We start from the raw sequence: 25,548 nt of genomic DNA, 5'->3' as shown, positions 1-25,548 counted from the left end.
ATTACTTCACTTCTTCCTCATTATCATCTTCTTCATTTTGATCAAAATCGTCGTCGGCATCGTCGTCTTCCAAATCTTCATCTTCCTCTAAGCGGAAATCATCGGTCTTTTCCCCGTCTTCCCAAATCTCCACGAAGAGTGCATCGCAATTTTCAAAATCAGCCGGCTTAAACGCAAGCGCTTTGTCCTCATCTGGACCGACATAAACATTTTCAAGTGTTTCCCCATCAAACGAGAGGATGACATAAATTTTCATAATTAAGGATGCCTCCAATAAGGTGATAAGGTTTATTATAACATACCGAGTGAATTGTTCGCATGAAGAGCGATTGATGATTCATATACATCTATATAGCCTGTATTCCCGGATCGAAAGATGGGCTCGTTCAGGATCCGTTGACAGCGGGATGCGAAGGAGGAGTTCTAAGGATGGCGCTTCTAGTACTATGTATACTCGGCTGTCTGTCTGGTTTCGTGATTTTCAGGAGACATGTGATACCACGCAGCGCGGATCAAGCTCTGAATGATGTTAAGCTGTCTATTATTATTCCGGCTAGAAATGAAGCGGACAATCTGCCTCATTTGCTTCACGCGTTGAAAATTCAATCCTTGGAGCCCTATGAAATCATCGTCGTGGATGATTTTTCGAATGACAATACGAAGGAAATCGCCGAAAGCTATGGGGTTACTGTGATTTCAAATCCAAGGCTGCCTGACGGGTGGACGGGCAAAAACTGGGCGGTATGGAATGGCTATTCCCATGCGACTGGGGATCTCATTGCTTTCCTGGATGCAGATATTCGCTTTGCACCTCGGGCATTAGAATGTTTGGTGAAGGCGCGGAATAAATTAGGTGGCGTACTATCCATTGTCCCCTACCATTACACGGAGAATCTTCGAGAGAGGCTGGCGCTTATCTTCAACGTGCTCGGCGTATACGCGTTTACATCTCCTTTTGAAAAAAATAATGCACAGAAGGGCCTTTATGGGTCCTGTATTTTAACGACAAGGGAAGATTATGAATCGATCAAAGGCCATGAAGGCATCAAGTCGGAAATGCTGGACGATCTGAATCTGGGTGGTGCTTATGCGAGGGCAGGTATCCCGGTGAACAATTTTATCGGCTTTGGGCTGGTTTCTTTCCGCATGTATCCTCAGGGGTTCAAAAGCCAGATCCAAGGCTTCGGCAAAGGCGCTGTACTCAGTACGTCTAAGATAAAAGCAGGCACACTCACGCTAACCGCGATTTGGGTCATTGGGCTGATCCTCTCATCAGCTTTCCCATTTTTTCTATCAACCTCATGGGGCGTTCCGCTTCTAATCGGATACCTGCTTTACATGGCACAGCTCTTTTATTTTGTAAAATACGTTGGTATGTTTGGCATTGTGATGCCTGTCTTGCATGTAGTGTCGACATTATTTTTCATTATGGTCATGCTGTACTCGGTGTATCAGGTCGTATTTCTGGGACATGTGGCCTGGAAAGGGCGGCACGTCAAAGTAGGAAGCAGGCGAGAGTAATGATTATCGTTTGGACGCTTTGTGCTTTTATATCGGGTTCGCTTATGTTTAGTTACTGGCTAGGTCGGTTGGCTCGGAAAAACCTGAAAACAGTCGGAGACGGCAACCCCGGTGCCCTCAATTTATGGAAAGCGGCGGGTTATCGGCTGGGGATTGTCGGGGTGTTGCTCGATTTTATCAAAGGGTATCTAGTCATCTTATTGGCCGTTGAGGTTGGCGGGATGTCAGGGTATGGACTGATCCCAATCGCGCTTGCGCCAATTTTCGGGCATGCTTTTTCACCTTTTTTACGTGGAAAAGGGGGCAAGGCCATCGCCGTTACCTTCGGCGTTTGGAGTGGATTGACACAGTTCGAGGTGTCACTTGCATTGGCTGTTATTTTGGCAATTATGCTAGGTCTGATGAAGGTCATAAACAAATGGAAACCGATATCGTCGGAGGCAGATGGTCAGCAGGTCGTGATCGGTATGCTGCTCTTGGGCGTTTATCTGTATGTACGGGACGCGGCCGCCGTGTTGCTCTGGGTGTGGTTGGGGAACACGCTGCTAATCATGCTGAAGCATCGCAAAGAGTTGATTGCGTTGCTGCATAAAAAGAATGAGCAAAAAGAAGGGTCTTAGCGCTGATCGTGCGGTGACTCCTAACTCGCGCGGAACCTCGGCGCATGTTGGGAGTCACCGCCGCATGGCGGCTGTTAAACCCACTTTTTTTACTAAATGGAGAAAGTAAGTTTATTTTGCCAAGTAGCATGGAGTTTGGTAATGTGAATATATGCATGATTTTACGCGTGAAGCACACGCCGTTAGCTCCTTTTGCCGGAGCTAGCGGCGTTTTTATTTTCTTAGGAGGCGGTAGGTATGTTTGAGAACATGTATGAAGATTTTTGGAAGGAGCAAGTTCGGCAAGCAGAAGGTCAGAGACGCGAGATGTTGCTAAGGGATTTGGCGGGAACGAAGAAACTTTTGGAGGTAGTGCTGCTGCCAGTCTTGGGGACGTTAGAGGGTTTGATGCTTGAAAATGAAATGTTGAGTTTGTCCGGGGTAAGGATATATGGTGATGCATTTCACCCCGCGCTGCGGATCGTGTTCGAGGAGGACAACTACGTTACCCATGCTGAGAAAATCACGAGAGACCGTTTTTCATTCGAGCGAGCTCGTGCGCGTTCAATCGCGATACTTGGGTACACTTACTTTCCATATAGTCGAGATGAGCTAGAGAAAAAGCCGGAATTCTGCCAAAGAAATCTATATGAATTGATCGGCCGAATCGGAAATGTGGAGGGTGCCGGGTTGCTCCAACTGCCTGTTTGCGAGCGGGAAGTTTTGAGGTTCGCTTTGCTAAGTAATAAGCCGTTTGGATTGGCGGAGGTATGCGTGTGGCTCCAGCTAACGAAAGAGACTTGCAGGAAAGTATTACGAGATCTGGAATCCAAAAGTTTGATTAGTTCAATCGGTGGAAGTAAGACTAGATGTCATAAATTCATAATTACGGAAAAGGGGGTGGCGCTTTTGCGTCGTAACTAGTCGGTAACTCGAGCGAGGCAACGTCGAATCCGAGGAGATACTCGAAAAATTCGAGTAACTCGGTCGAGCCAGAGTGAAAATGGAAGAGATACTCGAAAAATTCGAGTAACTCGGGAGAGGCAGGGCGAAAATGGAAGAGATACTCGAAAAATTCGAGTAACTCGGTGGAATCAGAGCGAAAATCGAGGAGATACTCGAAAAATTCGAGTAACTCGGGAGAGGTAGAGCGAAAATCGAGGAGATACTCGAAAAATTCGAGTAACTCGGGAGAGGTAGAGCGAAAATCGAGGAGATACTCGAAAAATTCGAGTATCTCGGTTGAGGCAGAGCGAAAATGGAAGAGATACTCGAAAAATTCGAGTAACTCGGGAGAGGCAGAGCGAAAATGGAAGAGATACTCGAAAAATTCGAGTAACTCGGGAGAGGCAGAGCGAAAATGGAAGAGATACTCGAAAAATTCGAGTAACTCGGTGGAAGCAGAGCGAAAATCGAGGAGATACTCGAAAAATTCGAGTAATTCGGTGGAAGCAGAGCGAAAATCGAGGAGATACTCGAAAAATTCGAGTAACTCGGGAGGGGCAGAGCGAAAATGGAGGAGCTACTCGAAAAATTCGAGTAACTCGGTGGAAGCAGAGCGAAAATGGAAGAGATACTCGAAAAATTCGAGTAACTCGGGAGGGGCAGAGCGAAAATCGAGGAGCTACTCGAAAAATTCGAGTAACTCGGTGGAAGCAGAGCGAAAATCGAGGAGATACTCGAAAAATTCGAGTAACTTGGTCGAACCAGAGCGAAAATGGAAGAGATACTCGAAAAATTCGAGTAACTCGGTCGAAGCAGAGCGAAATTCGAGTATCTCTTCGCCCCATCGCCGATACATACGCGCCTCCTCCGTGGGAAAAACTAGGGGCATACCCAACGAAAGGAGTGCCCCGACTCATGGAGGATCAACTTACACGAAAAGAAGAACGCTTAAACACGGTCAGCCATGGAATTGGCGTGTGTTTAAGCGTCTATGGGCTCATCCTGCTATTGCAGCGATCTGCGCTATTTGAAGATTGGTTATACGCGGCGAGCAATGTTGTTTTCGGAGCTTCGTTTTGCTTACTCTATGTGTCCTCGACGCTGCTGCATGGCATTCGCTCACCCATATGGGGGAGACGCTTCGAAAAGCTGGATCATGCGGCGATATTCATCGCCATGGCAGGTTCCTACACGCCGTTCCTTCTCATCACTTGGCACAGCCGCATAGCGATTGAACTTCTCATCATCATTTGGGCGCTAGCGTTCGGCGGTGTGCGATATGTGCATCTCATTATTGGGCGATTTATGCCATGGGGGTTGCTGTTCTATTTGAGCATGGGCGCCTTTATGATAATCTTCATCGTCCCGTTATATGTGCGACTGCCTCACATGGCGTTTGTTTGGCTCGGGCTCGGATTGATGAGCTATGTCGTGGGAGTCCCTTTTTTCCTCTGGCGAAAATTACGCTATCACCATACCTTCTGGCACCTGTTTGTTCTGGCTGGGAGTACGTGCCATTTTATTACCGTGTACAGCTACGTGATGCCTGCCATCCTATAAAGCTAGGCCCTATTCGATTGATATTGAACTCCTGATGATCAAGTATTTCAGCCTTCGTAAGCTTGCCTTCGGCCACTTCGCAAATTTCCCTGCCAAATCAACTCGCCAGTTTGCTCCAAGAGTAGCGTTCCATCCAACATTGGACTCACATCCACACCCGGGCCAAATGGGTAATTCGTCATCCTCAATTTGACTGCAGCCGTGCAGGACGCTACGCCTTGCTCGGTCTTCTGCGAACATCAGAAGGGGGAAAGCCCTTATATTTCTTGAACATTTTCGTAAAATAGTTCGCATTCCCGCAGCCAATTCGCTCAGCAATTTCCGTAACCGTCCATTCTGTTTCGCGAAGTAAACGGTCGGATTCATTGATCCGCAGCCAGTTCATATAATCGATGAAGGTGCGTCCGGTAAGTTTTTTGAAGGTTTTGCAAAAATGGTACGGATTCAGATTCACAATTCGCGCTGCTTGTTCCACGGAAAGAGGCTCCGATAGCTGAGCTTCCATCTGCTGAATTAATGGCTTGAATGCTTCTGTATGCCTGACAGGAATAGGCTTGGTGACGAATTTCTCCGGCAGAAATTGTCGCGCTAGCAAGCTGAATAGCAATTGGAAATTGTGTTTGATCACAAGCTCATATGCGGGATTCTTCTGTTCAAATTCAGCTGTTGATTCACGAATGAGTCGGCGATAGGGGGCTGCTTGTGCATCACTGAATTTTAGCATGGCAGGTGGAAGTACGCGTCCGTCAAGGAACGGTAGAATGTAGCGTTCATATACAGGATCGGAGTTTACCATCCGCAGCAAGGACGCATTAAACACAACCGCTACATATTCCATCGGCTCATCAGATAAGCTATAGCCCACGTGCAAGGCACCAGCAGGGACGAAAAGCAGGTCACCAGCTTCGACCTCATAGGGCCTGCTATCAATATGAAAGACCGCTTTGCCAACGTGCATATCGATGATTTCAAAATGCTCATGCCAATGCAGATAGAGAATCGTATCATCCTTCGCGCTACGTGTAGCACGGTTTCTATAGAATCGTATGGGGTAGTTGTTGTCCCATAATGGTGTTCGTTCTTTTAAATCCTGCGGGTAAGTCATCGGGTCGCCTCTCATTTCTTGAAGATGCAAGATAAGACATATATAGCACAAGATTGGATAGGGTGATTAGGGTGAAGCCTAGCTATAATACAAGTATATCTTAACTTTATACCAAAATAGGAGTGATTATCAATGACGCATAGTAAGCTTCGCATTGGAACTTTAGTCGGTGGGGGCAATGCGGTTCGTGTTATTCCGCAAATCGCTAAACATGGTTTTGAATCGTATAGTTTGACCTTCTGGCAATCAACAGGTGAGATCGATTTGAAGGAAACGGCCAAGCAAGTAGCTGATATTGTTGCCGAACATGATGCTGTCATCTCGGCGATTGGCATCTTTGGTAATCCGCTGACTGGCACAGGAGATAATCGGGATACCCTCGCTAGCTGGGAGCGATTAATTGATCACGCACATTTATTTGGCACTGATATTGTAAATGGCTTCACAGGGCGAATCACGGATCGTCCGATTGAAGAGTCTATTCCGAAATTCAAAGAAGTGTTCGGTGAGCTTGCACGGAGAGCGGAGGATCGCGGGGTGCGCATTGCTTTTGAAAATTGTGATATGGGTGGTAACTGGAAAACGGGTGATTGGAATATTGCTCATAATCCGACGGCTTGGAATTTAATGTTTGATGCGGTTCCGTCTGCAAATCTAGGGTTGGAATGGGAGCCTTGTCATCAAATGGTCAGTCTGATTGATCCGATCCCGCAGCTGCGTAAATGGGTCAATAAAGTGTTCCATGTTCATGGGAAAGACGCGACCATCGCGTGGGATATTGTGCGGGAGTATGGCGTACATGGCAGCCAGGAATTCGTCTGGCATCGCACGCCAGGCTTCGGGGATACGAATTGGTCCGACGTCATTACGATTCTTCGTCAGAACGATTATCAAGGCACGATTGATATCGAGGGTTGGCATGATCCTGTGTATCGAGGCGAGCTGGAGATGACGGGACAGGTACACGCGCTGAATTATTTGAAGCGCTGTCGTGGTGGTGATTTTGTACCAAACCCAGTGTAATTAGGTGGATAAAAACACCTTAATTTTGTGCTAGTACAGATTAAGATTGTTTATTTAATGTCCGAATCATCATTCATATAATAAAGGCATGGATCACTAATTCCTTACATGCCAAGGAGGCAGAGACAATGCAGAACAACACACCTTTATTATTGACGGATGAGCAAATGAGATCGTTTATTACGAATGGCTGCCTAATTCTCAAAACCGATTTCCCACGCGAGTTCCATGAAAGTCTAGTTGAACAGTTGAACACGGTGTATACGGAGGAAGGCAACCCTGGGAATAACTTGTTGCCCCGAATTCGGGAGCTGCGCAAAGTATTTGATCATCCCGTTGTAACGGGTGCATTAACCAGTGTTCTGGGTCCTAACTATATGATGCATGCGCATCGTCATGGGCATTTTAATGCTTCAAATGTAGCGGGAGCTTGGCATAAAGATAGCTATTGGGGCTATAAAAGGATGCGGAACCATCATCCGCATTGGGCGATGATCATGTATTTCCCGCAGGATACGCCTGTGGAATTAGGACCGACGAGCGTCCTGCCAGGAACGCAAAACTATGAATCTCGCACATTTGAAGAAAATGAGCAAGAGGCTGAGGTTTTGGCGAGTGGGGAAGCGGGTACTTTTGCGCTGATTCATTATGATATATGGCACCGTTCTACGCCGAATGTGCTGGGGAAAGAACGGTATATGTTGAAGTTTGAATTCATGCGTACCGAAATGCCGCAATCGCCGAGCTGGAACAATCAAGAGAGTGGATGGCGGAAGCCTGTGGGTTTACAACTGCCAATCGCTGAGCATGATCTGATGTGGGAAGAGACATGGAATTGGCTGTCTGGACAAGTCGGCAGCATAGCCAATACAGTTGCTTCCGATCCAGATCGGATCAAAGAATTGGCAGCGGGATTGAGCAGCTTCGAGCCGATTGCAATTAATGCAGCTTATGAGCTTGCGGCGAGTGGACAGAGTGGTGTTGAAGCGTTAATTCAAGGACTTCACAGCGCTGATAAAAATGTGTCGCGGATTGCTGCTTATGGCTTATCCGCTGCAGGAAGTGATGCGATTCAGGGATTGGCTGAAGCGTTGGCGGGTGCGGATGAAGGAACGGAAGCGAATTCCGAGAAAGTCATAGCGCATGCAGTGTTTGCACTTGGTGAACTAAGAGGACTTGCAAGCGAAGTAGTACCTGCACTTGTGAATTTGATGCAGCATCCGTCGGAGACGATTCGCTGTGCTGTGGTTGATGCCCTTGGTCTAATGGAGGTCGGGCACGATCAAGTGGTCGCCAGCTTAGCGGGGGCGCTGCAGGATGAGAGTGCACAGGTACGGTTTATGGCGAGCCTAGCCTTGTCCCGCTTAGGGGCAAGTGCCGAGGCGGCGATTCCCCAATTGGAAATCGCTTTGGATGATGAGAACCGCTATGTGCGTGCGCATGCGGCGGAATCCCTGCACTACATTGGAACGGAGCGAGCGAAGGATACGCTCATTAAGTTCCTGCTGAACGCGCGTTGGTGTCCAACGACGACAGCGAAGAATGCTTTTTATCCGTAAGCGCCTAGTTCCAATAGGCAACGACAAAGCCCCCACATCGAAGTCAATTCGATGTGGGGGCTTTGTGTGTAGCGGCAGGGAGACCAACGGCACCTCAACAACCACAAATTTGCCCTTCCCACCAAAATATCCAGTTATTTTCGGCACTTTCCGAAGAAAGGGGCAGATCCCAAGAAAATAGATGGAGGTTTTATATTTCTCCCCGCTGATCCTTTACAACCGCATCCATCACTCACCGCGGCCGCAAATCGCGGAACGCCGTCGGTTTAAACCCCGTTTGTTCCTTGAACATACGGGAGAAATACGACAATTCCATGCCGAAGGAATCGGCTATTTGGGAGACATTCAGCTCCGTGGTCAGGAGCAGATCTTTTGCTTTTTCCGAACGCAGATGGTTCATATATTGAATCGGAGAGTACCCCGTAAACTGTTTGAATGCGTTGATGAAATAATTCGGATGATAATGAGCGAGCTGCGCCAATGTTTCGATTGAAACCTGATCCGCCATATGCTGTTCCATGTATCGCAGAACACCATACATTTTCTCATGAGTAGGCGTTGTTGCTAGATTCAGTTTCACAGATGCATTCCCATCAATAAATTCCGCGATAAGCTCATGGAGGATGCCGGTGACTCGGAACTCAGCCGATAAGGCATCACTTCGGCGGTAGGAGATCAACTTTTCAAATGTTTGTTGAAGCGATTCCGAATCCTTGACGACAATAGAAGGGGTGGTGTGCAAAATTTGAAAGAGGTCCAAATCCCCGATTTTCGCCGTGAAATGGCACCAATACTTGCCGAAGGTATCCTCACTGATCGTCCCATAGGCTTGGTCGCTGCCAGCAGGTAGAAGGTAGAGCTCGCCGGGCCGTGGATAATAAGTTTGATCCCCTACTTTTACAAAACCTTCACCTTCGATAATAAAATACAACCGATTTACAGGACAGGCTGGATTCTCATCATTCCAGGTTTTCGGTACTTTCGTGTACGCTGCATAGTCGACATCTATTCTCGCTTTAGCAATGTATTTCTTCCAAAAGGTACGCTGACTAGCATTCATTTCTGATTTCATAGCTTTATATTCCTTTTACAAAAAGTCGACATATGCCATCCGTAAATTGCTGCTTCGTGTAGCCAAGTACATCTTTATGGTACATATACTGATCTGGGAAAAGTGAGATTAGAATCGTATTGACCGTTAACGTAACATCAATGTCCGCGATTTCGCCATGCTGAACGGAATGTTGAATAAGCGGCGCAAGAATATTGCGGAGTCTGACAAAGAACGGCTTTTTGTGAATACTGACGCTGCGTTTATCCGCATGCATGGAGGAGATGACGGACAAGAGTGCGACATTCTCATCGACGAAATCGATGACATCATGAATGCAAGCAGATAACTGTTCTTGCCCAGATCCATCGGGCGTAACTCTTGCGTATTTTTCCTCAAGATTATTAATAAATCGCGTCGTAGTGGACTTGATCAAATCGCTGCAGACATCTCCAATATTCGCATATCGGCGGTACAAGGTTCCTTGGCCCACACCGGATTCCTTCGCAATTTGATGCATAGTAACGGATTCTATATCATGCGTTTCCAGAAGGGTTCGAGCAGCAGAGAGGATGCGACGACGATACTCCGTATCTCGTTCTCCACGGCGACTGCTTGGTGAAATGACTTCCTTAGCGGGTTCACAAAAAACGAGGTTATGATCATCTGGATGTTTCATCTATTCGTTCCTCCTGATAGAGAGATCGTCCATGAAAAAATCATTTGACTTTGCGGACAATTGTCCGTAACATGAAGTAGCGGACAATTGTCCTATATATATTGTAACACGATGAGAGAGAGATTGTCTAAGGAGGAGTTAGGTATGAGTCAAACAGCTGTATCTGGTGGAACGGAGCCGGAATTTAAGATTACGAGCATCTTGGTGCCGTTAATCGCCATTATATCAGGCATATTTATGGTAATCCTCGACACGACTGCGATGAACGTAGCATTGTCGAAGTTGGTTGTTGATTTCAAAACGGATCTACCCACGATCCAATGGGCAGTGACGGGCTATATGTTAGCATCGGCAGCCGTCATTCCGTTAGCGGGATGGTTATCTGACCGATTTGGAGCGAAAAATGTCTTCCTCACATCAGTATTTTTATTCACGATTGCTTCCCTTTTATGCGCGACACCTAACACGGCAGAGATGTTGATCATTTTCCGTGTTCTACAAGGCTTGGGCGGGGGCTTCGTTATGCCTGTTGCGATGGCTTATGTATTCAGACTTAGTCCACCTAACAAAATTGGGCAAGTCATGGGAATGCTAGGCGTACCTATTTTAATAGCACCAGCGATTGGGCCGATCCTATCAGGTTGGTTAGTTGAGTACCATTCTTGGCATTGGATTTTCCTTATTAATTTACCCGTTGGTATTTTCAGCTTAATATTTGGATTGTGGAAATTACCTGTTGTTGCTCGTAAAAAGGTTGCTGGCTTTGACTTGCCGGGGATGATCCTAGGTCCGATTGCTTTCGCATCACTCTCGTATGGGATCTCACAAGGTGCTTCTGGGTGGACTTCCGATAAAGCGCTTGGAGGTATGATTGTCGGTGCGCTCGCTTTAATTGCCTTCGTTATCGTGGAATTGAAAGCGAAAATTCCTTTACTTGAGCTGCGCGTGTTCAAATCGTTCGATTTTTCATTTAGTATATTCATTCAATGGGTGATCCAATTCTGTATGTTCAGTGCGATCTTCTTACTTCCGCAATTCTTGCAGCAGGCGCGTGGTTTCGGCGCTTTCGAATCGGGGTTGACCACATTCCCGCAAGCCATCGCGTCGGGTCTAATGATGCCAATTGGTGGTTATTTATTTGATAAAATTGGCGTTCGTTGGTTAGTCGTTATTGGTCTTTCGTTAGTTTCAGGAGCGATTTTCCAATATTCTCACATGGATTTGGCTACACAAAGAACGGATCTCATCTTACCATTAGCAATGGCTGGTGCAGGTATGGGTCTTATGATGATGCCAATCAATTCTCATTTGATCAAAAAAGCTCCGCAAGATCTCGTCAGTCGTGTTACATCGTTGACGAGTGCTATGCAGCAAGTTATCAGCTCGTTCGGTGTAGCAATCGTGGTTACGATTCTTACTTCCCGCGTGACAACTTTGATTACGGAGCAAAAGCTTCCTGTTGGTTCCCCAGCAGAGATGCAGAAATCGATGATTTCCGTAGCGCCTGATGCATTCGGCTATACATTCAAAGTCATGATGGTGATTGCGATATGTGGCATTTTTCTAGGACTTTTCCTTCGTCGCGGCAAGACGGTCGCACATCAAGAAGCGCATACCGATGTAGCGTTAGAGGGATTGCACTAAGCTATATTGCTTAGACTGACTCATATAAAAAGACAGCCTGGAAGTAGTTATATACTACTTCCAGGCTGTCTTTTGTGCTTTTTTAAGGCAGACGTACGGATGCGCGGTACAGCTTGCTATTCCACTCGACAGTACTTTTGAGCGACTCGGCGACTAGACGAAGCGGGACGTACATCCGGCTGTCGCCCATGATTTGCAAGGGGACAGGGACAGAAACAGACTTTCCGTTCACCGTTGCAACCGAGCTACCATCCTTCAGTTTCAACGTGACGCCAGCATTGGTGATGGTGGCTGTTCTTGTTGCAGCATCCCACGTAAAATTGGCGTTCAATGCGGTAATAAATGGACGAATCGGGACAACAGTCGTTTCTTTATCGATAAATCCGGTAAAATCCGAAATGTATTGGCCATTAATATCAATTTGTACTTTTGGCTTATCCAGCTTACGAACAACGAGTGCATTGCTGAGCTTCCGACCTGGATAGGTCATCATGGTGCCGTTTGCGTAAAGGCCGGAGCTGGAGCCGCCATCCATATTCATCGCCTCATTCAACCCTAGCGCGATTGAAATTGCGGCAAGCTCTGACAAGGTTGCGCTTGGTACGGTTCCCATCACGAGACGGTTAGAGCCGTCGATCCCAACAAAGCTTCTAGCGGCGGAAGATTGCGTAACTTTAGGGTCCGTGAAGCCATCTCGTTTCACATTGATATCTGAGGAGCCGTTCGTAACGAGCTTCGGACCTACGCCGATTGCGGACAGCCATGTTTTGGCATCGAGGTTGCTTCCACCTTCACCTTTCGCAATAATATCCTTCATAATTCTGTCACCTACGTCCAGCTTGGTCAGCACGTTCTGCTTATTGTTGGCACTGTTACCGACAAATAGCACATAACCGCCTTCTGGGACAGAAACAGACTCTTGCGTAATTCGTGTGACAAGGCCATCGCTTATCACCACTTTGGTTCCATTTGGAAAACCGATCCAGCGGCCAAAATCCGACGTATACCAGACAATCTGGTCGGTGCTCGTGTCTCCGTAATATTTGTTAATACCCCAAGGATTAATGGTATAAGTGCCGCCACCTTCGCTGGTGCGAACGGCAATGTCGAGATTGACGAATTGAATGTCTGGCACCTTATCTTTGTTCAAAAATAACGTCTGATTTTCCCCAGAATGCATGGGCTCGCCAGACTTCAGCAGCGTCCCGTTGGGGTAGCGGATATAAGGATCAGATTCGTAGGCGTTGAAAAAAGTTCCATTGATCGCAGCGACACCGTTCTCTCGCTCTACGATCGATTGCATGGCATCGTCATGTCCGATTCCACCGTCTGCTAGTGCAGGAACGAGTTCCAGCGTAGGATCAGTGAGGTCAACCGTGACAACCTTAACATTAAAGTTTTTACCGGCAGCGTAAACTAATTTCGTAGACGCGTTCACGGATGAGGAGTAGGCGGCGGATGCTGGTGCGGGTGCACCGCTGGCGAAAAGAGCCGCGCTTAAAAGTAGGGAAGTAGCGGGTATTAAAAGCTTTCTATTTAACATAAGTAGTTTCTCCTTTAGTAAGTTGAATGTCGAAATTTGCTGAAATGTACACAGTCTATTATAACATTCGGATGAGATGTGGTGTTTAAGACGCATGTCTAGGGGAGGTGGTACATTGTGGAGAAACCAAACGGGGCTGTAGCGACCAACTACAGAGTAGCAGTGCCTATCTGAAGCTGGATATTCCAGCGTCAAAATGACATTTTGAGTAGCTGAGGCTACCTGAGGCTACCTGAGGCTGGATATTCCAGCGTCACTAAGAAGATTTTTTCGACACGCCTAAGGGCGCTTCCGAACCCGAAGCTTTAAGGCCTCTTTTGGGCCCCACGCCCCCAACAATGCAGAAAAGGGGCGATCCCCGCGTAGATGGATCTACACGGAGACAGCCCCTATACAGGTGAACCCTAAACTACCAAGACTTCCGCAGCGTAAACAAATCCTGCAGCTCATCATTCGAAAGCTCTGTAATCCAGCCTTCGGAGGAGGAGATGACGTTGTCGCTGAGGCTCATTTTACTCTCGAGCATCTCGTCGATTCGCTCTTCGAGCGTGCCGAGCGAGATGAACTTGTGCACTTGCACGTTTCGCGTCTGGCCCATCCGATAGGCGCGGTCCGTCGCCTGGTTCTCGACCGCGGGGTTCCACCAACGGTCGAAGTGGAACACGTGGTTCGCCGCGGTCAAGTTCAACCCGACGCCTCCGGCTTTCAGCGACAGCACAAAGATATTCGGTCCATCGCCGTCGGCGGCTTGGAACCGATCAATCATGCGGTCGCGCTCCACCTTCGGCGTGCTCCCGTTGAGGTAGAACACCGGCTCTGCGCGCTGCTTCGAGAGCACATTCGCCAACATGCGGCCCATGCCCACATACTGCGTGAAGATCAAACACGATTCGCCCTCGTCGCGGAGCTCATCGACCATCGCAACCAACCGCTCTAGCTTCGCCGAGCGCAGCACCAATTCACCGCGCCCATCCTCGCTCTGTGCCATTTCCTCAGCCAGCTCCGCTTCCTTCGTGAGCAGCATCGGATGATCACACAGCTGCTTCAGCTGTGTCAAAGCGCCAAGGATCGCGCCCTTGCGCTCCATGCCCTCGAGCTTCTGCATCCGCTGCATCAGATCCTTGACGGTCTGTTCATACATCGCGCCTTGCTCAGCCGTTAAGTTGATGTAGACCTTCATCTCTAACTTGTCCGGCAAATCGAGCTGGATGGCTGGGTCTTTCTTTTTGCGGCGCAGCATAAAAGGTTTCACCAACTGCTGCAGCTGCGCAGTCCGTTCCGTATCCTGATGTTTCTCAATCGGATTCGCGAAGCGAACCTGAAAGCCACGCTGGTTCCCGAGGTAGCCAGGATTCAGGAAGTCATAGATCGACCACAGCTCTGATAATCGATTCTCAATCGGTGTACCCGTGAGGGCTATACGATGAACGGCGTTCAATGAGCGGATCGCGGCGGATTGTTTGTTTTGGGCGTTTTTGATATTCTGTGCCTCGTCCAAACAGAGGGAGCTCCACATATAAGGCTGAAGTGTCTCTTGATCCATAAGTGCTGTCGTGTACGAAGTGAGAACAATATCGACGCCTGCTAAAGCATCATCCAGTGCACCGCCACTCAATCGACCTTTCCCATAATGGAGCATGACACTAAGCTCAGGAGCGAATCGCGCAAGCTCCTTCTGCCAGTTGCCAAGCACGGAAGTCGGGCAGATGAGTAGAGCAGGCTGCTCAGAAACGGGCTTGTGATGTAATAAATACGTGATGAATTGAACGGTTTTACCAAGTCCCATATCATCGGCCAAGCAAGCGCCAAGTCCGAACTTCCGTAGGTAACTCAGCCAAGTAAACCCTTGGTGCTGATAGCCACGAAGCTCAGCGCGCAGTCCTTGCGGCACAGGGATGAGCTCAAGATCGGAAGGCTGCCCAAGCTGCCGTAACAACGCCATCAGATGCCCATTCAGCTCAACTTCCAGCTGCAAACGTGCTTCTTCTTCGTAATCCAATTCCTCTTGAGACTCGCCATCCCACGAAGACTTCACTTTATCCCGTTCTAATTCGCTCAATAAGTGAAGCTGGAAAATATCTTGCAGAGACAAGCCCTCAGCCGGATCAATGCTATCCATCAATCTACGGATTTGATCTAAGAAAGCGGGGTCCAAATAGATCCACTGCCCACGGAAACGGATTAGCCGTTCGTTACGGGTCAGCAGGCTGTTGAACTCGGCTTCGCTCAATTCGGAATCTCCGATGGCAATTCGCCAATCGAAATTGACGAGCGAGTTCATGCCAAACAAGGACTCGCTTTTACCGCCACCGCCAGCACCGCCGCCTGCTTCTGCAGCGATCTTAGCGCTGAGTCGTGGCTTCCGTTTGGCTGCCGCTTCCCACCAAGCAGGGAGCATGACGTTCCAGCCGTCCTCTAGCAAAATACGGCTGTCCTTCGTCAGGAATGTCCAAGCCGAGTCGTCACTCATTGGATGAGCTAGCAATTCCTCGTCATCGGCCATGCGAGGCAAAGCCTCAAGCAACCGCGTCACCCAACCGGGTGCACGCTCAACGACAAAGGGACTCCATTCCGATGCCCAAGCGCCCGAAGCCGTTCCATCTACATGTAAACGAATCGGTGTGAGCAGCGTACTGTCGTGTTTATCCTGCAGCACGAGTCGCAGTCGCCACTCATCTTCTAATTCGTCGGGTTCAAGCAGCTGCAGCGCAGGACGGAAAGGTGCAAGGTCGGGACGCCAACCCATGGCGGAGAGCCATTCGTTTTCTGTGAAAGCGGCAGGGGAGTCATCCGCAGACATTGGTTTCCGCGCACTACTAAATAAAGCCGGATAATCCCGCCGCAAATCGGCCATTGCCGCATCATCCGCATAGTGAGCTTCCATGACCGTAGCCGAGAAGGCTGCTCGTAAACCCGACAAGCCTTCTCCGAGCTCATCCAAACTCTCTAATATGTTCCAGTCCACACCCGCCAATTCATCTGCACTGCGATCCCAAGTCCATTTCAACTGCCCATTGCGGAAATCCTCGTAGCTCGGAATATACAGCCCTCTCTGAGCGGCTTCATAGAGGAGCGGAGCCACACGCAGCATGTGTTGCGCGGACTCCGTACCCATCTCCCAGCTAACAATGTCCATGAAGTTCGGATCTGCAAAGAAAGGAAGCACTTGCTCCACAGGGAGAATGGTCACTGCCAACTCGCCAGCTTGTTGTGTCTCAAGCAATGTGCCGTAGAGGGAAGGGGCGTGCCAGGTGAACAATAGCTTACGGAAGTGATCGCCGGAGACATCTCTTCCATCCTTGAAGCCCCATAACAACGCATCTCCACCATCCGTTAGGGACATACATAACGACATTTCATGCAATTTGGTGCTCATTCTAGCAGCTTCCCTTTCTTCAATTCTTCCTGCAAGGCGCGCAGCCTGCTAAACCGGCTGACGAATCGGGTGAAGAATGCTTCCCATCGTTCGGGTTGCTTCATTTTTTTATATACTTTTTCTAACCGCTTTAACAGACGTACGGCCGATTTGTAATCATGACGGTTTTTGAGGCGAATATAGTGCTCCACAGCTTGATGATAATAGGGGAGTAGTAGCTCAGGCGAATCCTTCTCAATGGGCTGAAGCACATTCACCCGATGAGTGAACGGGTCGTAGCCCTGTGCAATTTGCATTTCGATCCATGGCTTCCATTGGCGTCGCTCATAGTAGAGCGTCTCAATGATCCGGTAGGAGGCAGGTAGTAGTTCTTCTAACGACGCCCACATTAGGGCTTCCGCATCGTCAGCAGTGTGAGCTACCGCGAGTTTCCAATACGCAGCGTATGCTTCGATCTCATGATGTCTTTTTCCACTATAGAAAGAACTCAATCTTCGCAGCCAATGAACAATCTCGCCCCAATCCTGAGCATGCTCCATGTAGGCTAGGAATGGCAGGAATAGAAGCGCTGGGGCTTCCTTGAAGGAAGCGTGCGACGCAATGGCATGCCATGCTTTATCAGACTTCGATTGTCGAAGATACAGATACGCTCGTCCTGCGCAGAGAGAAAGGGAGAGCTCCGCAGCCTCCATCGCTTCAAAAGCAGCAACCTCGGAAGCTATCCGTTTTTCCTCACTAGCTACCTCAGAAGTGATCAAGCTTTCCGCTTTCGATACCTTGAAAGCCCAAAACGTCGTAAACAGCCGAAAGTGGTGGAGCTTCTTCGGCGACTCAATAGCCATTTGCGCACGAAGATAAGCGGAAGTCTGTGTTAATCTCTCTTCATTCCGGACGCCACCCGAAGCTTCCTTCAACCAATCATCAAGCTCATCACTCAAATGATAAACGGTTGCGGCTGTGTAGAACGTAACGCCAGCTTGTGCGTTCTGCTCTACAATTTTGCGCAGGATGAATAGCCTCTGATGAAAATCGAAATAGAATTGATCATCCTCGGAGAACGGAATCGTCGTTCTCTTGAGATTCGCGAATTGCCCTCGCAGCAATTCAACATAGTTCCATTGATCGTAGGATGGCTTGAGGTGATACGTGTAATGCTCCATAAATTTGTGCCAGCCCTCCACGGTTAACCCAGGAAGTTGCTCCAGGGTGGACACGTTAGAGGATTGAGCAGCTACACGTTTCAACGCCATCTTAGCATTCATGATTTGTGAAGCTGGGTAGCCCTGTCGATCAGCTAGCTCCATCAAGGCTGCTGCCACATGTTTACAAGCCGTCTTAACAGGACAGTTGCAGGAGTTGCCTTTCAACTGATTGAGATCAATCCCGACCATACATTTCTCGCCAAACTCTTCTACAACGGCGTGAACCTTTCTAATCTCTGGTGCAATAATGAGAGACGTTACCATCTGCTGTTTATAGAAATGAAAGCCTCGACTTAGCGTAACTTCGTTATACGATTCAGCCACATATTCGAGTAATTTCGACCATTGGTCATCATTTAGAACGGGTGTAGAAGACATGAATAAACTCCTTCGGGTACTTACAATAGGAACACATGTCTCTATTATAAAATGTAGAGATCAACTTGTAAATTTTACAGGGACAAATTTTTACTTTGCCTAGTTCTCCGAATGGTTAACCACCACTTGACATTCTTTACTGTAATAATTATAATTACAGTATGGATGAACATTTCTAGTGAAGGTGGCGAGGCGTATGTTGAACATTGCAATTAGTGATTGGGTTGTCGCAACAACAAGTGAAGATGAAATGGTTCATGGCTATGTGGAAGCGATCGCTTGGCAGCATGGTATCGCCTTCGTTCATGTCATCGCTTCGGATCAAGATGAAATTATTGGACATCAAATTGAAGTGAAACTCGCCAGTGTGAAGGCATTACCAGTAAGCGGACTGGATACAGAAGCTAGCGTGCGCAGTTTGATCGACCTCGCCTTATCGCTCAGAGATGAAGCATGGTTCTTAGAGCTTTCTGCGACGTTGCTCGCCTTGCAGTCTTACGAATTAAAGACTACCCGAGACAAGGTGATCCCCGGTTTCTACCAGAACCGACTAGGCGTGGATCAACTGTAATGGTTGGGAAAATAGAAAAAAGCCAATGTACTCGATCACTTGCTACGCAAGTTTAATCGGTAGATTGGCTTTTTGTATGTAGGGCTTACTGCGAAGCTGCAGTATTCCCGGGGGGGTTCGAAGCTGTCACGCCCTTTGCCACTTCCGCGGCGAATAGCGTTTGCATTTCGGCGACCTTTTTGGCGTCAGCCGCCTCAATTTTATCAGCGAAATACTTTTCTACAAACAACTCCCAGGTCGGAACGACCTTCTGCGTCGTCATGGTCTTCACGGCTGTTTTGATCAACCTGCGCTCTTTGGCATTCGTGTACATATCGACATATTGCTGCTTGCGATCAAAGTCTAAATCGGTGAAGATCGCACGGAATACCTCCGCGGTCATTCGGGCATCGTCCAAGGCTCTATGTGCAGAGCCCTCGGCCACGATATTCAGATCAATAAGTGCGGCTTCTACGCTGACGTCATTCGTTACTTTTTTGAAGCGGGTGAACCCTTTCAGTAAGTCGAAATAGTTCGCAGCCATCCAATAAGCATCGTCGAGCTTGTGCATGCGGGTATCAAACACGATCCGTTTCAAATCTTCGCCGCCCCATGTGACCAACAGCAGCTCCTCACTCCGGCCGAGCCATTCCAAGAAATCAGCAATTACTTTGCGGAAGCCAGCGGCTTCATCGATATCTTCTTGGGGAATCCCTGTTTTCTTCTTAATAAAAGCATTCAATTTGGAGAAATAGACCGGCTTAATCAAAGCTGAAAATTCATCTATGTGCCCAAGAGAAGCGTCTAAACGAACAGCGCCAATCTCAATAACCTCCATCGGTAAATCACTTGCAAACTTTCGTCCGTTAAATTCGATGTCTAATATAATGTAATCCATGTTGCGGGCCCCCGTTTCATCTCTATCCTATCATTTTAGCAGAAAAAGCTTAGGTTGCCAGCTTCTGTTTCCGATAAACGGCACGCAGCCCTAGGCTAAATATAAATCCAGAGAGTGACATAACCGACACCAACATATATAACTGTTGTCCACCAAATACCTGATAGAACCATCCACCCAGATAAGAAGCGACTATTCCTGAGATCCCGAAGAAAATGATGGCTAGAACAGTTTGTCCCGTAGCACGCCATTCTTCAGGGACGATTTGATATAAATACTGAATCGCAGCCGAGTAGAAGATAGGGAATGTAAAGGTTTGAAGGAGTTGGATCGCGACGAGTACATGCGGATCCGTCACCCAAGCGCTGATAAAGAAGCGCAAGAAATAAAACAGCGCAGCTAGGGAGATTAGCGCTAATTCCATGCCTTTGCGAAGCCACCAGAAGCTGAGTGCAAAGACTAGAATCTCACTCCCCGCAGCCAAAAACCAGGCGATACCGACCAGGTGATTGCTGCCGCCCAATTCACGGATATAAACCCCTAGGAACGTGTCGTTGATCCGTTGTGGAACTGCGCAAATAAAGATTAGCACCATAAACCATATGGTTTCTCTATTACCTAGGAAATTTCGTAGACTTCGAAGCGAGATCGGTTTACCCGTCGCTGGCGCATCAGGCAGCGCGAGACAAATAATCAAACTGATCAATCCGAATCCTCCAAAAAGGTAAGCTAAGCTATGAATGCCAAAATATTGCGCGGAATAACCAACGACCAAGGACATCACGGCATACCCAACCGCACCGAATGTACGGATAGAACCATAGCTAGTACCCACAGCTTCCGCTGTTTGGAAATTAAGGCTTTCCGTTAAAGGATCTAGCGGCATTAAGAAAAAGTAGAGCAGCATAGTAAATAGAAGAAGGACGATAAAGCTTTTGGAGTCATATAGTAGAAATCCCATGATTGTCGAGAAGAATAGTAGGACTAGCATGACTTTTTTGATGGTTTTCGTCCGATCGCTGATCATCCCCCACAATGGCTGTGAAAAGATTGCGATAAAGCCGCCGGTCCCGATGATGAGACCAATTCGCGATGTGGAAAGCCCCTGTGCGTCTAAATAGACGGGCAGGAATGAAACGAAAAGTGCGAGTAAAGCAAAATACATAAAGTTAAATGATCGTAATAAGTTGGATGAATTCATGCTGACCTAACCTTCCTTGATGTACTAGCGCGATGCTGTCGTAAAGGTACATTTTATCACGTTGTACGGGAGATGCAAAAAAAATTTATCACGAGCGAATCTCAGATGGGTTGGTGCCTGTTACTTTTTTGAACTGGCGGCTAAAGAAATAAATGCTGCGATAGCCTAGCGCTTCAGCGACTTCACTCACATTCATACCGAGCTTCAGCAAATAAGTGGCGCGCTCAATTCTTTTCTGAATGAGGTAGGATTCAATCGTTTGGCCCATGATCTCTTTAAATTTTAAAGAGAAGTAGCGCGGTGAGAGATGGGCTTCTTTCGCTAAATCTTGAATACTGTGTTGACGACCAGGATCTTGCCTAATCTGTGCCGCGATATCCATCATCACTCGGTTCATCGGACGTCGTGCAGGGTCACCCTGAGATTGATGGGCACGCGCTTGACGTTCAAAAAGCAAGAGAATCAACTTCAGCAGTGCATGCGCTTCTTCTTCATGCCCATAAGCTTCCGTCAGACGTACATGTACGAAACGATCTAGGTAGCTTTCATGGAACTCCGCGGGATCGAAGTGGACGAAGGAAGGCAATGACATCGGAAGTGTTGGATCCCCCAAGGCTGAGAAATGAATGTAAGTAACCGTGAGCGGACGTTCTGGATTATGCTTGGCACTCGATAGATCCCCAGGTCTGAAGAGAAAACAATCGCCTGCTCGTACAGGGTAAATCTTACAATTTAAGGTGACCTCACCTTCGCCATCCCATACATACCAGAAATCATAGTCCGTGAAGGGCTCGTTTTCGCGGCTCCATTTCCAGTTCACTTCACAATGTACCTTGCCGAAGAAACGGTTTAGCTGCAGCTCCAAAGTTGAGAATGAGGACATGTAATCTAACAGCTCCTTATGTAAAATAGTGCAAATTGTCATGTGCTTTACTGCATTTATATTACTATCTTCCGTTCATATAATAAAGATATAAATAGTCCAAATTATTTAAACGGAGGGTACTCGTTATGGCGAAAGCAGAACCAACAAATCTAACGCCCGAAGAAATTTCAGCCAAGCTTTATCGGTATGAACGCATTGCAGATAAAGTGGAAGGCTTTGCGAATTGGAACGAGGACCAACTTGCCAGTTATCGGAGAGATGGCTTTGCAGCGGTCGAACATGTATTAAATGATGGAGAAATTCAGATCTCGATAGAAGCCCTGAATGATCTTATTTTTAAAGATGATAAGGGTGCACAGATTCAGTTCACGAAACCGAGAAGTGAGTTGAAAACAGAAGAAGAGCTTGAGAATGCGATCCGTAAGCTTAATGATTTTGTGCAAGTCGAAGAACGATTGAGAAGGATTGCGGAGCATCCGGCTATTTTGGCCATGGTCCAGGATATTCTGGGTGAGACTCCGAGGCTAGTACAGAACATGGCATTGTTTAAGCCTCCGCATGGTGGTGGTGAGAAGCCATGGCATCAAGATATGGCCTACGGCAATTTGGCATATGAGAAAGCAGTCGTTGGGGTGTGGATCGCATTAGATGAAGCTGCGCTGGATAATGGCTGTATGCATGTCATCCCTGGCTCACATGCAGATGGGGCAACGCCTCATTATGCGATACGAGATTGGCAGCTTTGCGATTCCCATGTACAAGTGGAGAAGGATGTTGCTGTACCCTTATTGCCTGGAGGAATCCTATTGTTCCACGGGTTACTCAAGCACGGAACACCTTATAATCTATCAACAAAGAAACGTCGTGCCTTGCAGTTTCATTATGCAGGTGATTCTGCTACTAAACTTACGCCGAAAGAGTATAAACGATTTTTTACAAACGAGATGAGTGGAGCTGAATGTTAGCCAACAAGATGTTAAAGATTAAAAACAGCGGCAGCGCCCCATATAATTAGGGCGCTGCCGCTGTTTTTTCAATTCGCTGTTTCAGAGATTTCCGATTTATTCAGAACGGACTCTAGGTACTTTTTATTATGCAGTATACTCGGGTCTTTGGGGCGATAGCTGCGGGCAATTTCATTGTGATTGTAAGCAGCTTCATGTTTCCCGAGCAAGTCATAACAGACACAGAGTTGGAGATGCGGCAGCCATGTTGAAAATTTAGGATTAGAAAATCCCCAATTATGGTCAGGCGTATCTAATTCTGTCGCTAATTTGTACCAAAATAAGGCAGACTCGTATTGCTTGCGGGTTAGAAAATAATAGCCTAGACGACAGCAGAACTCGGCACGTGGACTATCATATAGAAAAGATCGGAATACGGATTGTAATTCCATTTCATTATTCCCTAAATAATGGTAACAGTCCGCTAGCTTACTGCAGGTAGATATGGCGTCCTCCACCCAGCACTTGCCGGTTTCCAGAAATTTATTATAATAACTAATTGCTTTGGAGTACTTGCTATGATCATTTAATTCATTTGCGTAGTAATATAAGTCCCTGGGTGTGAACTGCTCTCCTCGCATCATCCTGTTTTGGTATATTTTCAGATTCCTGTCGCTTCTATTATGGATTTTGCAATGTGTAACGGTGATGTCGGAGTCCTCAATATTCCCGCTTACCTCCAAATATTCGTGTATGGCTCCTATCCATTTGAATTGTTTCTCCCTTTTCACAAGACGATTTCGCTTAAACCTGCAAATCGGGTTGCCAAACTCATCAAACGCGGAATTATAAAACATCGTTACCGAATCGACCGAAGGCTTCAGTGCTGCTTTTAACTCTATGAGCTTGTTGCAATCTTCTTGCTTCAAAATGTCATCCGCATCCAGCCAAAGAATATAGTCCTTCGTAGCTTGGCGGAAAGCGAAGTTACGCGCTGCCGAGAAATCATCGATCCATTTAAAATCGTAGATTTTATCCGTAAAGGACTTTACAATCATTTTCGTTTGGTCTGTAGAACCGGTATCGACAATGATAATCTCATCAACTGCTCTTTCAACTGATGATAAACAAGATCGAATCGTATCCTCCTCATTTTTAACGATAAGGCAAAGACTTATCGTGATCAAAGTGTTCACTCCCTTTCAGAGTTCGAGTTATTAGGATCGCCTATCCGTTGATCGAGTACCAACTCATTGGTTTGGTAGTATCACAATCGTAATGATATAACACAGATGGAATTCTTATTTGGTTGATTATATCCTTGGATACTCTCTCTCCCCATTCATCATCTTCACCGAAACTTATGTCTTGAAACTTATGATTGGAAGCAATTCTTTTGGCATAGCACATAAGGTGATTAGGCCTTCTATAGTAGAAAAATTGATCTTGGCCGTATGAATGCTCTTTTCCATATTTGCATAGCTTGATAAACTGTCCGTTGAAATACACGGCGACATCGAAAACGATACAATCTGCATCGGGCGCTGATTCAATTTGTGCACATAAAGTACTTACATAATTTGGTTCTATACGATCATCATCATCGACAAAAACGATGTAATCACCTTTTGCTTGTTCGATCAGCACATTCCGTTTTGTGCCGATGGTACTTTTTTTATTATCCAGCAAAACAATGATTTCTACAGGCATGCCTTGCGTTTGCTCAGATAAGTGGCCAATAATTCGCGACAAATGGCCCATGCGTTCTGGTACAGAAGGAATCAGGATGGATAAGGCGATATTCAATTTTTTCGTCTCACCTCTTTACGATTATTAGTTCGTTACAAAATAATCTATTCATAGTTTCAAAATGGGGGCACGGCATGTGAATCAATGGTAAGCCTTACCATGGGAATATTTTGAATAAATGGATGATTATATTGAACGCGAATTCCTTTGACGGAATATTGTGCTCAAAAGGGAGATACAGTGATTCAGTATATTATTGATACTTCAGGCTTATAAAAGCAGCGGCTGCTCCCCATTAATAAATCGGGCGCAGCCGCTGCTTTTTTTTCGCACATGTGTATAGAAACTCTCAACCATCCCTCGTTTTAATTAATGATTAGAAGCGTGATTATAGGCTTCAGTTCCGAAATTTAATTACTACTTTTATCATTATTTACAAAAAATGTTTTTTAAGGCAATTATCCACTCTCATTCGTCCATGCATTGACAGTATGTACACATACAATATACGAGGAACTAGAGTAGTTTCATTGTAGTAAGGGAGGTTGAGGTTATTAAAAGAAAATGTATATCGATTGTATGTAATTAGTTTTTAAATTCATAAGGAGGTGTTAGTAATTTGAGTAAACTTGCTCAGTTAATGAATCTAATTGGTATCGTGGGTATTATGAATATCAAGAAAATTGAAATCGAGTATTTTAATGATGATGAATACAAAATAAAATTCGAAAAAGGCGACGGCCCAATTCAAAGAATGTCTGAACTGGAGGATTTTTTGGACGACATTGAATGGTACGAAGTCGAGGAAATTGAAATTGAGATGTACAATGGTGGAGAAATAAAAATCAAGTTTCCTTATGTAGGTCCGATTGGCCCGACGGGTGCAACAGGAGCAACAGGAGCAACAGGAGCAACAGGAGCAACAGGTGCTCCAGGAACTGCAGGAGTTACGGGTGTTACAGGAGCAACGGGTTCGACAGGTGCAACAGGAGCTCCAGGAACTGCAGGAGTTACGGGTGTTACAGGAGCAACGGGTTCGACAGGTGCAACAGGAGCTCCAGGAACTGCAGGAGTTACGGGTGTTACCGGAGCAACAGGTTCGACAGGTGCAACAGGAACTCCAGGAACTGCAGGA

The 25,548-nt window shown here is 46.9% G+C and carries 22 protein-coding genes; 10 read left to right on the top strand and 12 right to left on the bottom strand.

All coding sequences use genetic code 11. The annotated features are described in order from the left end of the window. Position 1: 1 nt before the first annotated feature. Entirely contained in the window at positions 2–256 is a 255-nt protein-coding gene (locus AC58PQ_RS18005) for a hypothetical protein (RefSeq protein ID WP_497243857.1), read from the bottom strand. A 173-nt stretch (positions 257–429) separates the two neighbouring features. Between AC58PQ_RS18005 and AC58PQ_RS18000 the strand changes: the two genes are divergently transcribed. From AC58PQ_RS18000 to trhA, 4 genes are all read left to right on the top strand, one after another. Beyond that, positions 430–1,521, top strand: coding sequence for a glycosyltransferase (locus AC58PQ_RS18000; protein ID WP_497243855.1), 1,092 nt, complete (start codon positions 430–432; stop codon positions 1,519–1,521). After that, entirely contained in the window at positions 1,521–2,141 is a 621-nt protein-coding gene (locus AC58PQ_RS17995) for a glycerol-3-phosphate acyltransferase (protein WP_497243853.1), read from the top strand. The genes AC58PQ_RS18000 and AC58PQ_RS17995 overlap by 1 nt, the downstream gene beginning before the upstream one ends. Positions 2,142–2,378: 237 nt before the next feature. Further along, positions 2,379–3,044, top strand: coding sequence for a hypothetical protein (locus tag AC58PQ_RS17990; protein ID WP_497243851.1), 666 nt, complete (start codon positions 2,379–2,381; stop codon positions 3,042–3,044). Between the two features lie 936 nt (positions 3,045–3,980). Further along, positions 3,981–4,625 (top strand): PAQR family membrane homeostasis protein TrhA, encoded by a 645-nt coding sequence (gene trhA, locus AC58PQ_RS17985; RefSeq protein WP_497243849.1) that lies wholly within the window; start codon positions 3,981–3,983, stop codon positions 4,623–4,625. 211 nt (positions 4,626–4,836) lie between these two features. Here trhA and AC58PQ_RS17980 read toward each other — a convergent pair whose 3' ends face one another. Then, positions 4,837–5,730 carry a helix-turn-helix transcriptional regulator gene (locus tag AC58PQ_RS17980; RefSeq protein ID WP_497243847.1) on the bottom strand — a complete coding sequence of 298 codons (894 nt, stop codon included), beginning with the start codon at positions 5,728–5,730 and terminating at the stop codon, positions 4,837–4,839. A gap of 132 nt (positions 5,731–5,862) precedes the next feature. Between AC58PQ_RS17980 and AC58PQ_RS17975 the strand changes: the two genes are divergently transcribed. Then, positions 5,863–6,753: a sugar phosphate isomerase/epimerase family protein gene (locus AC58PQ_RS17975; protein WP_497243845.1), complete on the top strand. Its 891-nt coding sequence runs from the start codon at positions 5,863–5,865 to the stop codon at positions 6,751–6,753. A 128-nt stretch (positions 6,754–6,881) separates the two neighbouring features. Continuing rightward, positions 6,882–8,312 carry a HEAT repeat domain-containing protein gene (locus tag AC58PQ_RS17970; RefSeq protein WP_497243843.1) on the top strand — a complete coding sequence of 477 codons (1,431 nt, stop codon included), beginning with the start codon at positions 6,882–6,884 and terminating at the stop codon, positions 8,310–8,312. A gap of 232 nt (positions 8,313–8,544) precedes the next feature. Here the strand turns inward: AC58PQ_RS17970 and AC58PQ_RS17965 are convergent, their stop codons facing one another. Together AC58PQ_RS17965 and AC58PQ_RS17960 are read right to left on the bottom strand one after the other, a co-directional pair. Next, positions 8,545–9,384, bottom strand: a complete 840-nt coding sequence (locus tag AC58PQ_RS17965; RefSeq protein ID WP_497243841.1) for an AraC family transcriptional regulator — start codon at positions 9,382–9,384, stop codon at positions 8,545–8,547. A 4-nt stretch (positions 9,385–9,388) separates the two neighbouring features. After that, positions 9,389–10,042: a TetR/AcrR family transcriptional regulator gene (locus tag AC58PQ_RS17960; RefSeq protein ID WP_497243839.1), complete on the bottom strand. Its 654-nt coding sequence runs from the start codon at positions 10,040–10,042 to the stop codon at positions 9,389–9,391. Positions 10,043–10,186: 144 nt separating this feature from the next. Between AC58PQ_RS17960 and AC58PQ_RS17955 the strand changes: the two genes are divergently transcribed. Beyond that, entirely contained in the window at positions 10,187–11,686 is a 1,500-nt protein-coding gene (locus tag AC58PQ_RS17955; protein ID WP_497243837.1) for an MDR family MFS transporter, read from the top strand. Positions 11,687–11,768: 82 nt separating this feature from the next. Here AC58PQ_RS17955 and AC58PQ_RS17950 read toward each other — a convergent pair whose 3' ends face one another. The 3 genes from AC58PQ_RS17950 to AC58PQ_RS17940 form a co-directional block, all read right to left on the bottom strand. Then, the gene (locus AC58PQ_RS17950; RefSeq protein WP_497243835.1) at positions 11,769–13,229 is read right to left on the bottom strand and encodes a stalk domain-containing protein; all 1,461 of its coding nucleotides are present in this window, start codon (positions 13,227–13,229) and stop codon (positions 11,769–11,771) included. Between the two features lie 409 nt (positions 13,230–13,638). Next, positions 13,639–16,605 carry a DEAD/DEAH box helicase gene (locus AC58PQ_RS17945; protein WP_497243833.1) on the bottom strand — a complete coding sequence of 989 codons (2,967 nt, stop codon included), beginning with the start codon at positions 16,603–16,605 and terminating at the stop codon, positions 13,639–13,641. Further along, positions 16,602–18,185 carry a hypothetical protein gene (locus AC58PQ_RS17940; RefSeq protein ID WP_497243831.1) on the bottom strand — a complete coding sequence of 528 codons (1,584 nt, stop codon included), beginning with the start codon at positions 18,183–18,185 and terminating at the stop codon, positions 16,602–16,604. The genes AC58PQ_RS17945 and AC58PQ_RS17940 overlap by 4 nt, the downstream gene beginning before the upstream one ends. Positions 18,186–18,381: 196 nt before the next feature. Here AC58PQ_RS17940 and AC58PQ_RS17935 point away from each other — a divergent pair, with 196 nt between their 5' ends. Further along, a complete protein-coding gene (locus AC58PQ_RS17935; protein WP_497243829.1) occupies positions 18,382–18,756 on the top strand; it encodes a hypothetical protein in 375 nt (124 codons plus the stop codon). Between the two features lie 85 nt (positions 18,757–18,841). Here AC58PQ_RS17935 and AC58PQ_RS17930 read toward each other — a convergent pair whose 3' ends face one another. The 3 genes from AC58PQ_RS17930 to AC58PQ_RS17920 form a co-directional block, all read right to left on the bottom strand. After that, positions 18,842–19,633 (bottom strand): 3'-5' exonuclease, encoded by a 792-nt coding sequence (locus AC58PQ_RS17930; protein WP_497243827.1) that lies wholly within the window; start codon positions 19,631–19,633, stop codon positions 18,842–18,844. A gap of 49 nt (positions 19,634–19,682) precedes the next feature. Next, complete coding sequence (locus tag AC58PQ_RS17925; RefSeq protein WP_497243825.1) at positions 19,683–20,834, bottom strand: MFS transporter; 1,152 nt, start codon at positions 20,832–20,834, stop codon at positions 19,683–19,685. An 88-nt stretch (positions 20,835–20,922) separates the two neighbouring features. Continuing rightward, complete coding sequence (locus tag AC58PQ_RS17920) at positions 20,923–21,717, bottom strand: AraC family transcriptional regulator (RefSeq protein WP_497243823.1); 795 nt, start codon at positions 21,715–21,717, stop codon at positions 20,923–20,925. A 128-nt stretch (positions 21,718–21,845) separates the two neighbouring features. Here AC58PQ_RS17920 and AC58PQ_RS17915 point away from each other — a divergent pair, with 128 nt between their 5' ends. After that, complete coding sequence (locus AC58PQ_RS17915; RefSeq protein ID WP_497243821.1) at positions 21,846–22,685, top strand: phytanoyl-CoA dioxygenase family protein; 840 nt, start codon at positions 21,846–21,848, stop codon at positions 22,683–22,685. 68 nt (positions 22,686–22,753) lie between these two features. Here AC58PQ_RS17915 and AC58PQ_RS17910 read toward each other — a convergent pair whose 3' ends face one another. Together AC58PQ_RS17910 and AC58PQ_RS17905 are read right to left on the bottom strand one after the other, a co-directional pair. Beyond that, positions 22,754–23,851: a tetratricopeptide repeat-containing glycosyltransferase family 2 protein gene (locus AC58PQ_RS17910; protein ID WP_497243819.1), complete on the bottom strand. Its 1,098-nt coding sequence runs from the start codon at positions 23,849–23,851 to the stop codon at positions 22,754–22,756. Between the two features lie 40 nt (positions 23,852–23,891). Then, a complete protein-coding gene (locus tag AC58PQ_RS17905; protein ID WP_497243817.1) occupies positions 23,892–24,470 on the bottom strand; it encodes a glycosyltransferase family A protein in 579 nt (192 codons plus the stop codon). Between the two features lie 562 nt (positions 24,471–25,032). Between AC58PQ_RS17905 and AC58PQ_RS17900 the strand changes: the two genes are divergently transcribed. Then, a partial coding sequence (locus AC58PQ_RS17900) for a collagen-like triple helix repeat-containing protein (protein WP_497243815.1) occupies positions 25,033–25,548 on the top strand: 516 nt, incomplete at its 3' end.

It is taken from the genome of Paenibacillus sp. J22P143 (assembly GCF_059692035.1).
This window is presented reverse-complemented; position numbering and strand designations above follow the sequence as displayed.

Excerpts from the sequence above, each read along its gene's own strand:
- AC58PQ_RS17955 (WP_497243837.1), top strand. The coding sequence starts at position 10,187 with ATGAGTCAAACAGCTGTATCTGGTGGAACGGAGCCGGAATTTAAGATT.
- AC58PQ_RS17995 (WP_497243853.1), top strand. The coding sequence starts at position 1,521 with ATGATTATCGTTTGGACGCTTTGTGCTTTTATATCGGGTTCGCTTATG.
- AC58PQ_RS17945 (WP_497243833.1), bottom strand. The coding sequence starts at position 16,605 with ATGAGCACCAAATTGCATGAAATGTCGTTATGTATGTCCCTAACGGAT.
- AC58PQ_RS17935 (WP_497243829.1), top strand. The coding sequence starts at position 18,382 with ATGTTGAACATTGCAATTAGTGATTGGGTTGTCGCAACAACAAGTGAA.
- AC58PQ_RS18000 (WP_497243855.1), top strand. The coding sequence starts at position 430 with ATGGCGCTTCTAGTACTATGTATACTCGGCTGTCTGTCTGGTTTCGTG.
- AC58PQ_RS17950 (WP_497243835.1), bottom strand. The coding sequence starts at position 13,229 with ATGTTAAATAGAAAGCTTTTAATACCCGCTACTTCCCTACTTTTAAGC.
- AC58PQ_RS17980 (WP_497243847.1), bottom strand. The coding sequence starts at position 5,730 with ATGACTTACCCGCAGGATTTAAAAGAACGAACACCATTATGGGACAAC.
- AC58PQ_RS17970 (WP_497243843.1), top strand. The coding sequence starts at position 6,882 with ATGCAGAACAACACACCTTTATTATTGACGGATGAGCAAATGAGATCG.
- AC58PQ_RS17940 (WP_497243831.1), bottom strand. The coding sequence starts at position 18,185 with ATGTCTTCTACACCCGTTCTAAATGATGACCAATGGTCGAAATTACTC.
- AC58PQ_RS18005 (WP_497243857.1), bottom strand. The coding sequence starts at position 256 with ATGAAAATTTATGTCATCCTCTCGTTTGATGGGGAAACACTTGAAAAT.
- AC58PQ_RS17920 (WP_497243823.1), bottom strand. The coding sequence starts at position 21,717 with ATGTCCTCATTCTCAACTTTGGAGCTGCAGCTAAACCGTTTCTTCGGC.
- AC58PQ_RS17965 (WP_497243841.1), bottom strand. The coding sequence starts at position 9,384 with ATGAAATCAGAAATGAATGCTAGTCAGCGTACCTTTTGGAAGAAATAC.
- AC58PQ_RS17915 (WP_497243821.1), top strand. The coding sequence starts at position 21,846 with ATGGCGAAAGCAGAACCAACAAATCTAACGCCCGAAGAAATTTCAGCC.
- AC58PQ_RS17990 (WP_497243851.1), top strand. The coding sequence starts at position 2,379 with ATGTTTGAGAACATGTATGAAGATTTTTGGAAGGAGCAAGTTCGGCAA.
- AC58PQ_RS17925 (WP_497243825.1), bottom strand. The coding sequence starts at position 20,834 with ATGAATTCATCCAACTTATTACGATCATTTAACTTTATGTATTTTGCT.
- AC58PQ_RS17960 (WP_497243839.1), bottom strand. The coding sequence starts at position 10,042 with ATGAAACATCCAGATGATCATAACCTCGTTTTTTGTGAACCCGCTAAG.
- AC58PQ_RS17975 (WP_497243845.1), top strand. The coding sequence starts at position 5,863 with ATGACGCATAGTAAGCTTCGCATTGGAACTTTAGTCGGTGGGGGCAAT.
- trhA (WP_497243849.1), top strand. The coding sequence starts at position 3,981 with ATGGAGGATCAACTTACACGAAAAGAAGAACGCTTAAACACGGTCAGC.
- AC58PQ_RS17930 (WP_497243827.1), bottom strand. The coding sequence starts at position 19,633 with ATGGATTACATTATATTAGACATCGAATTTAACGGACGAAAGTTTGCA.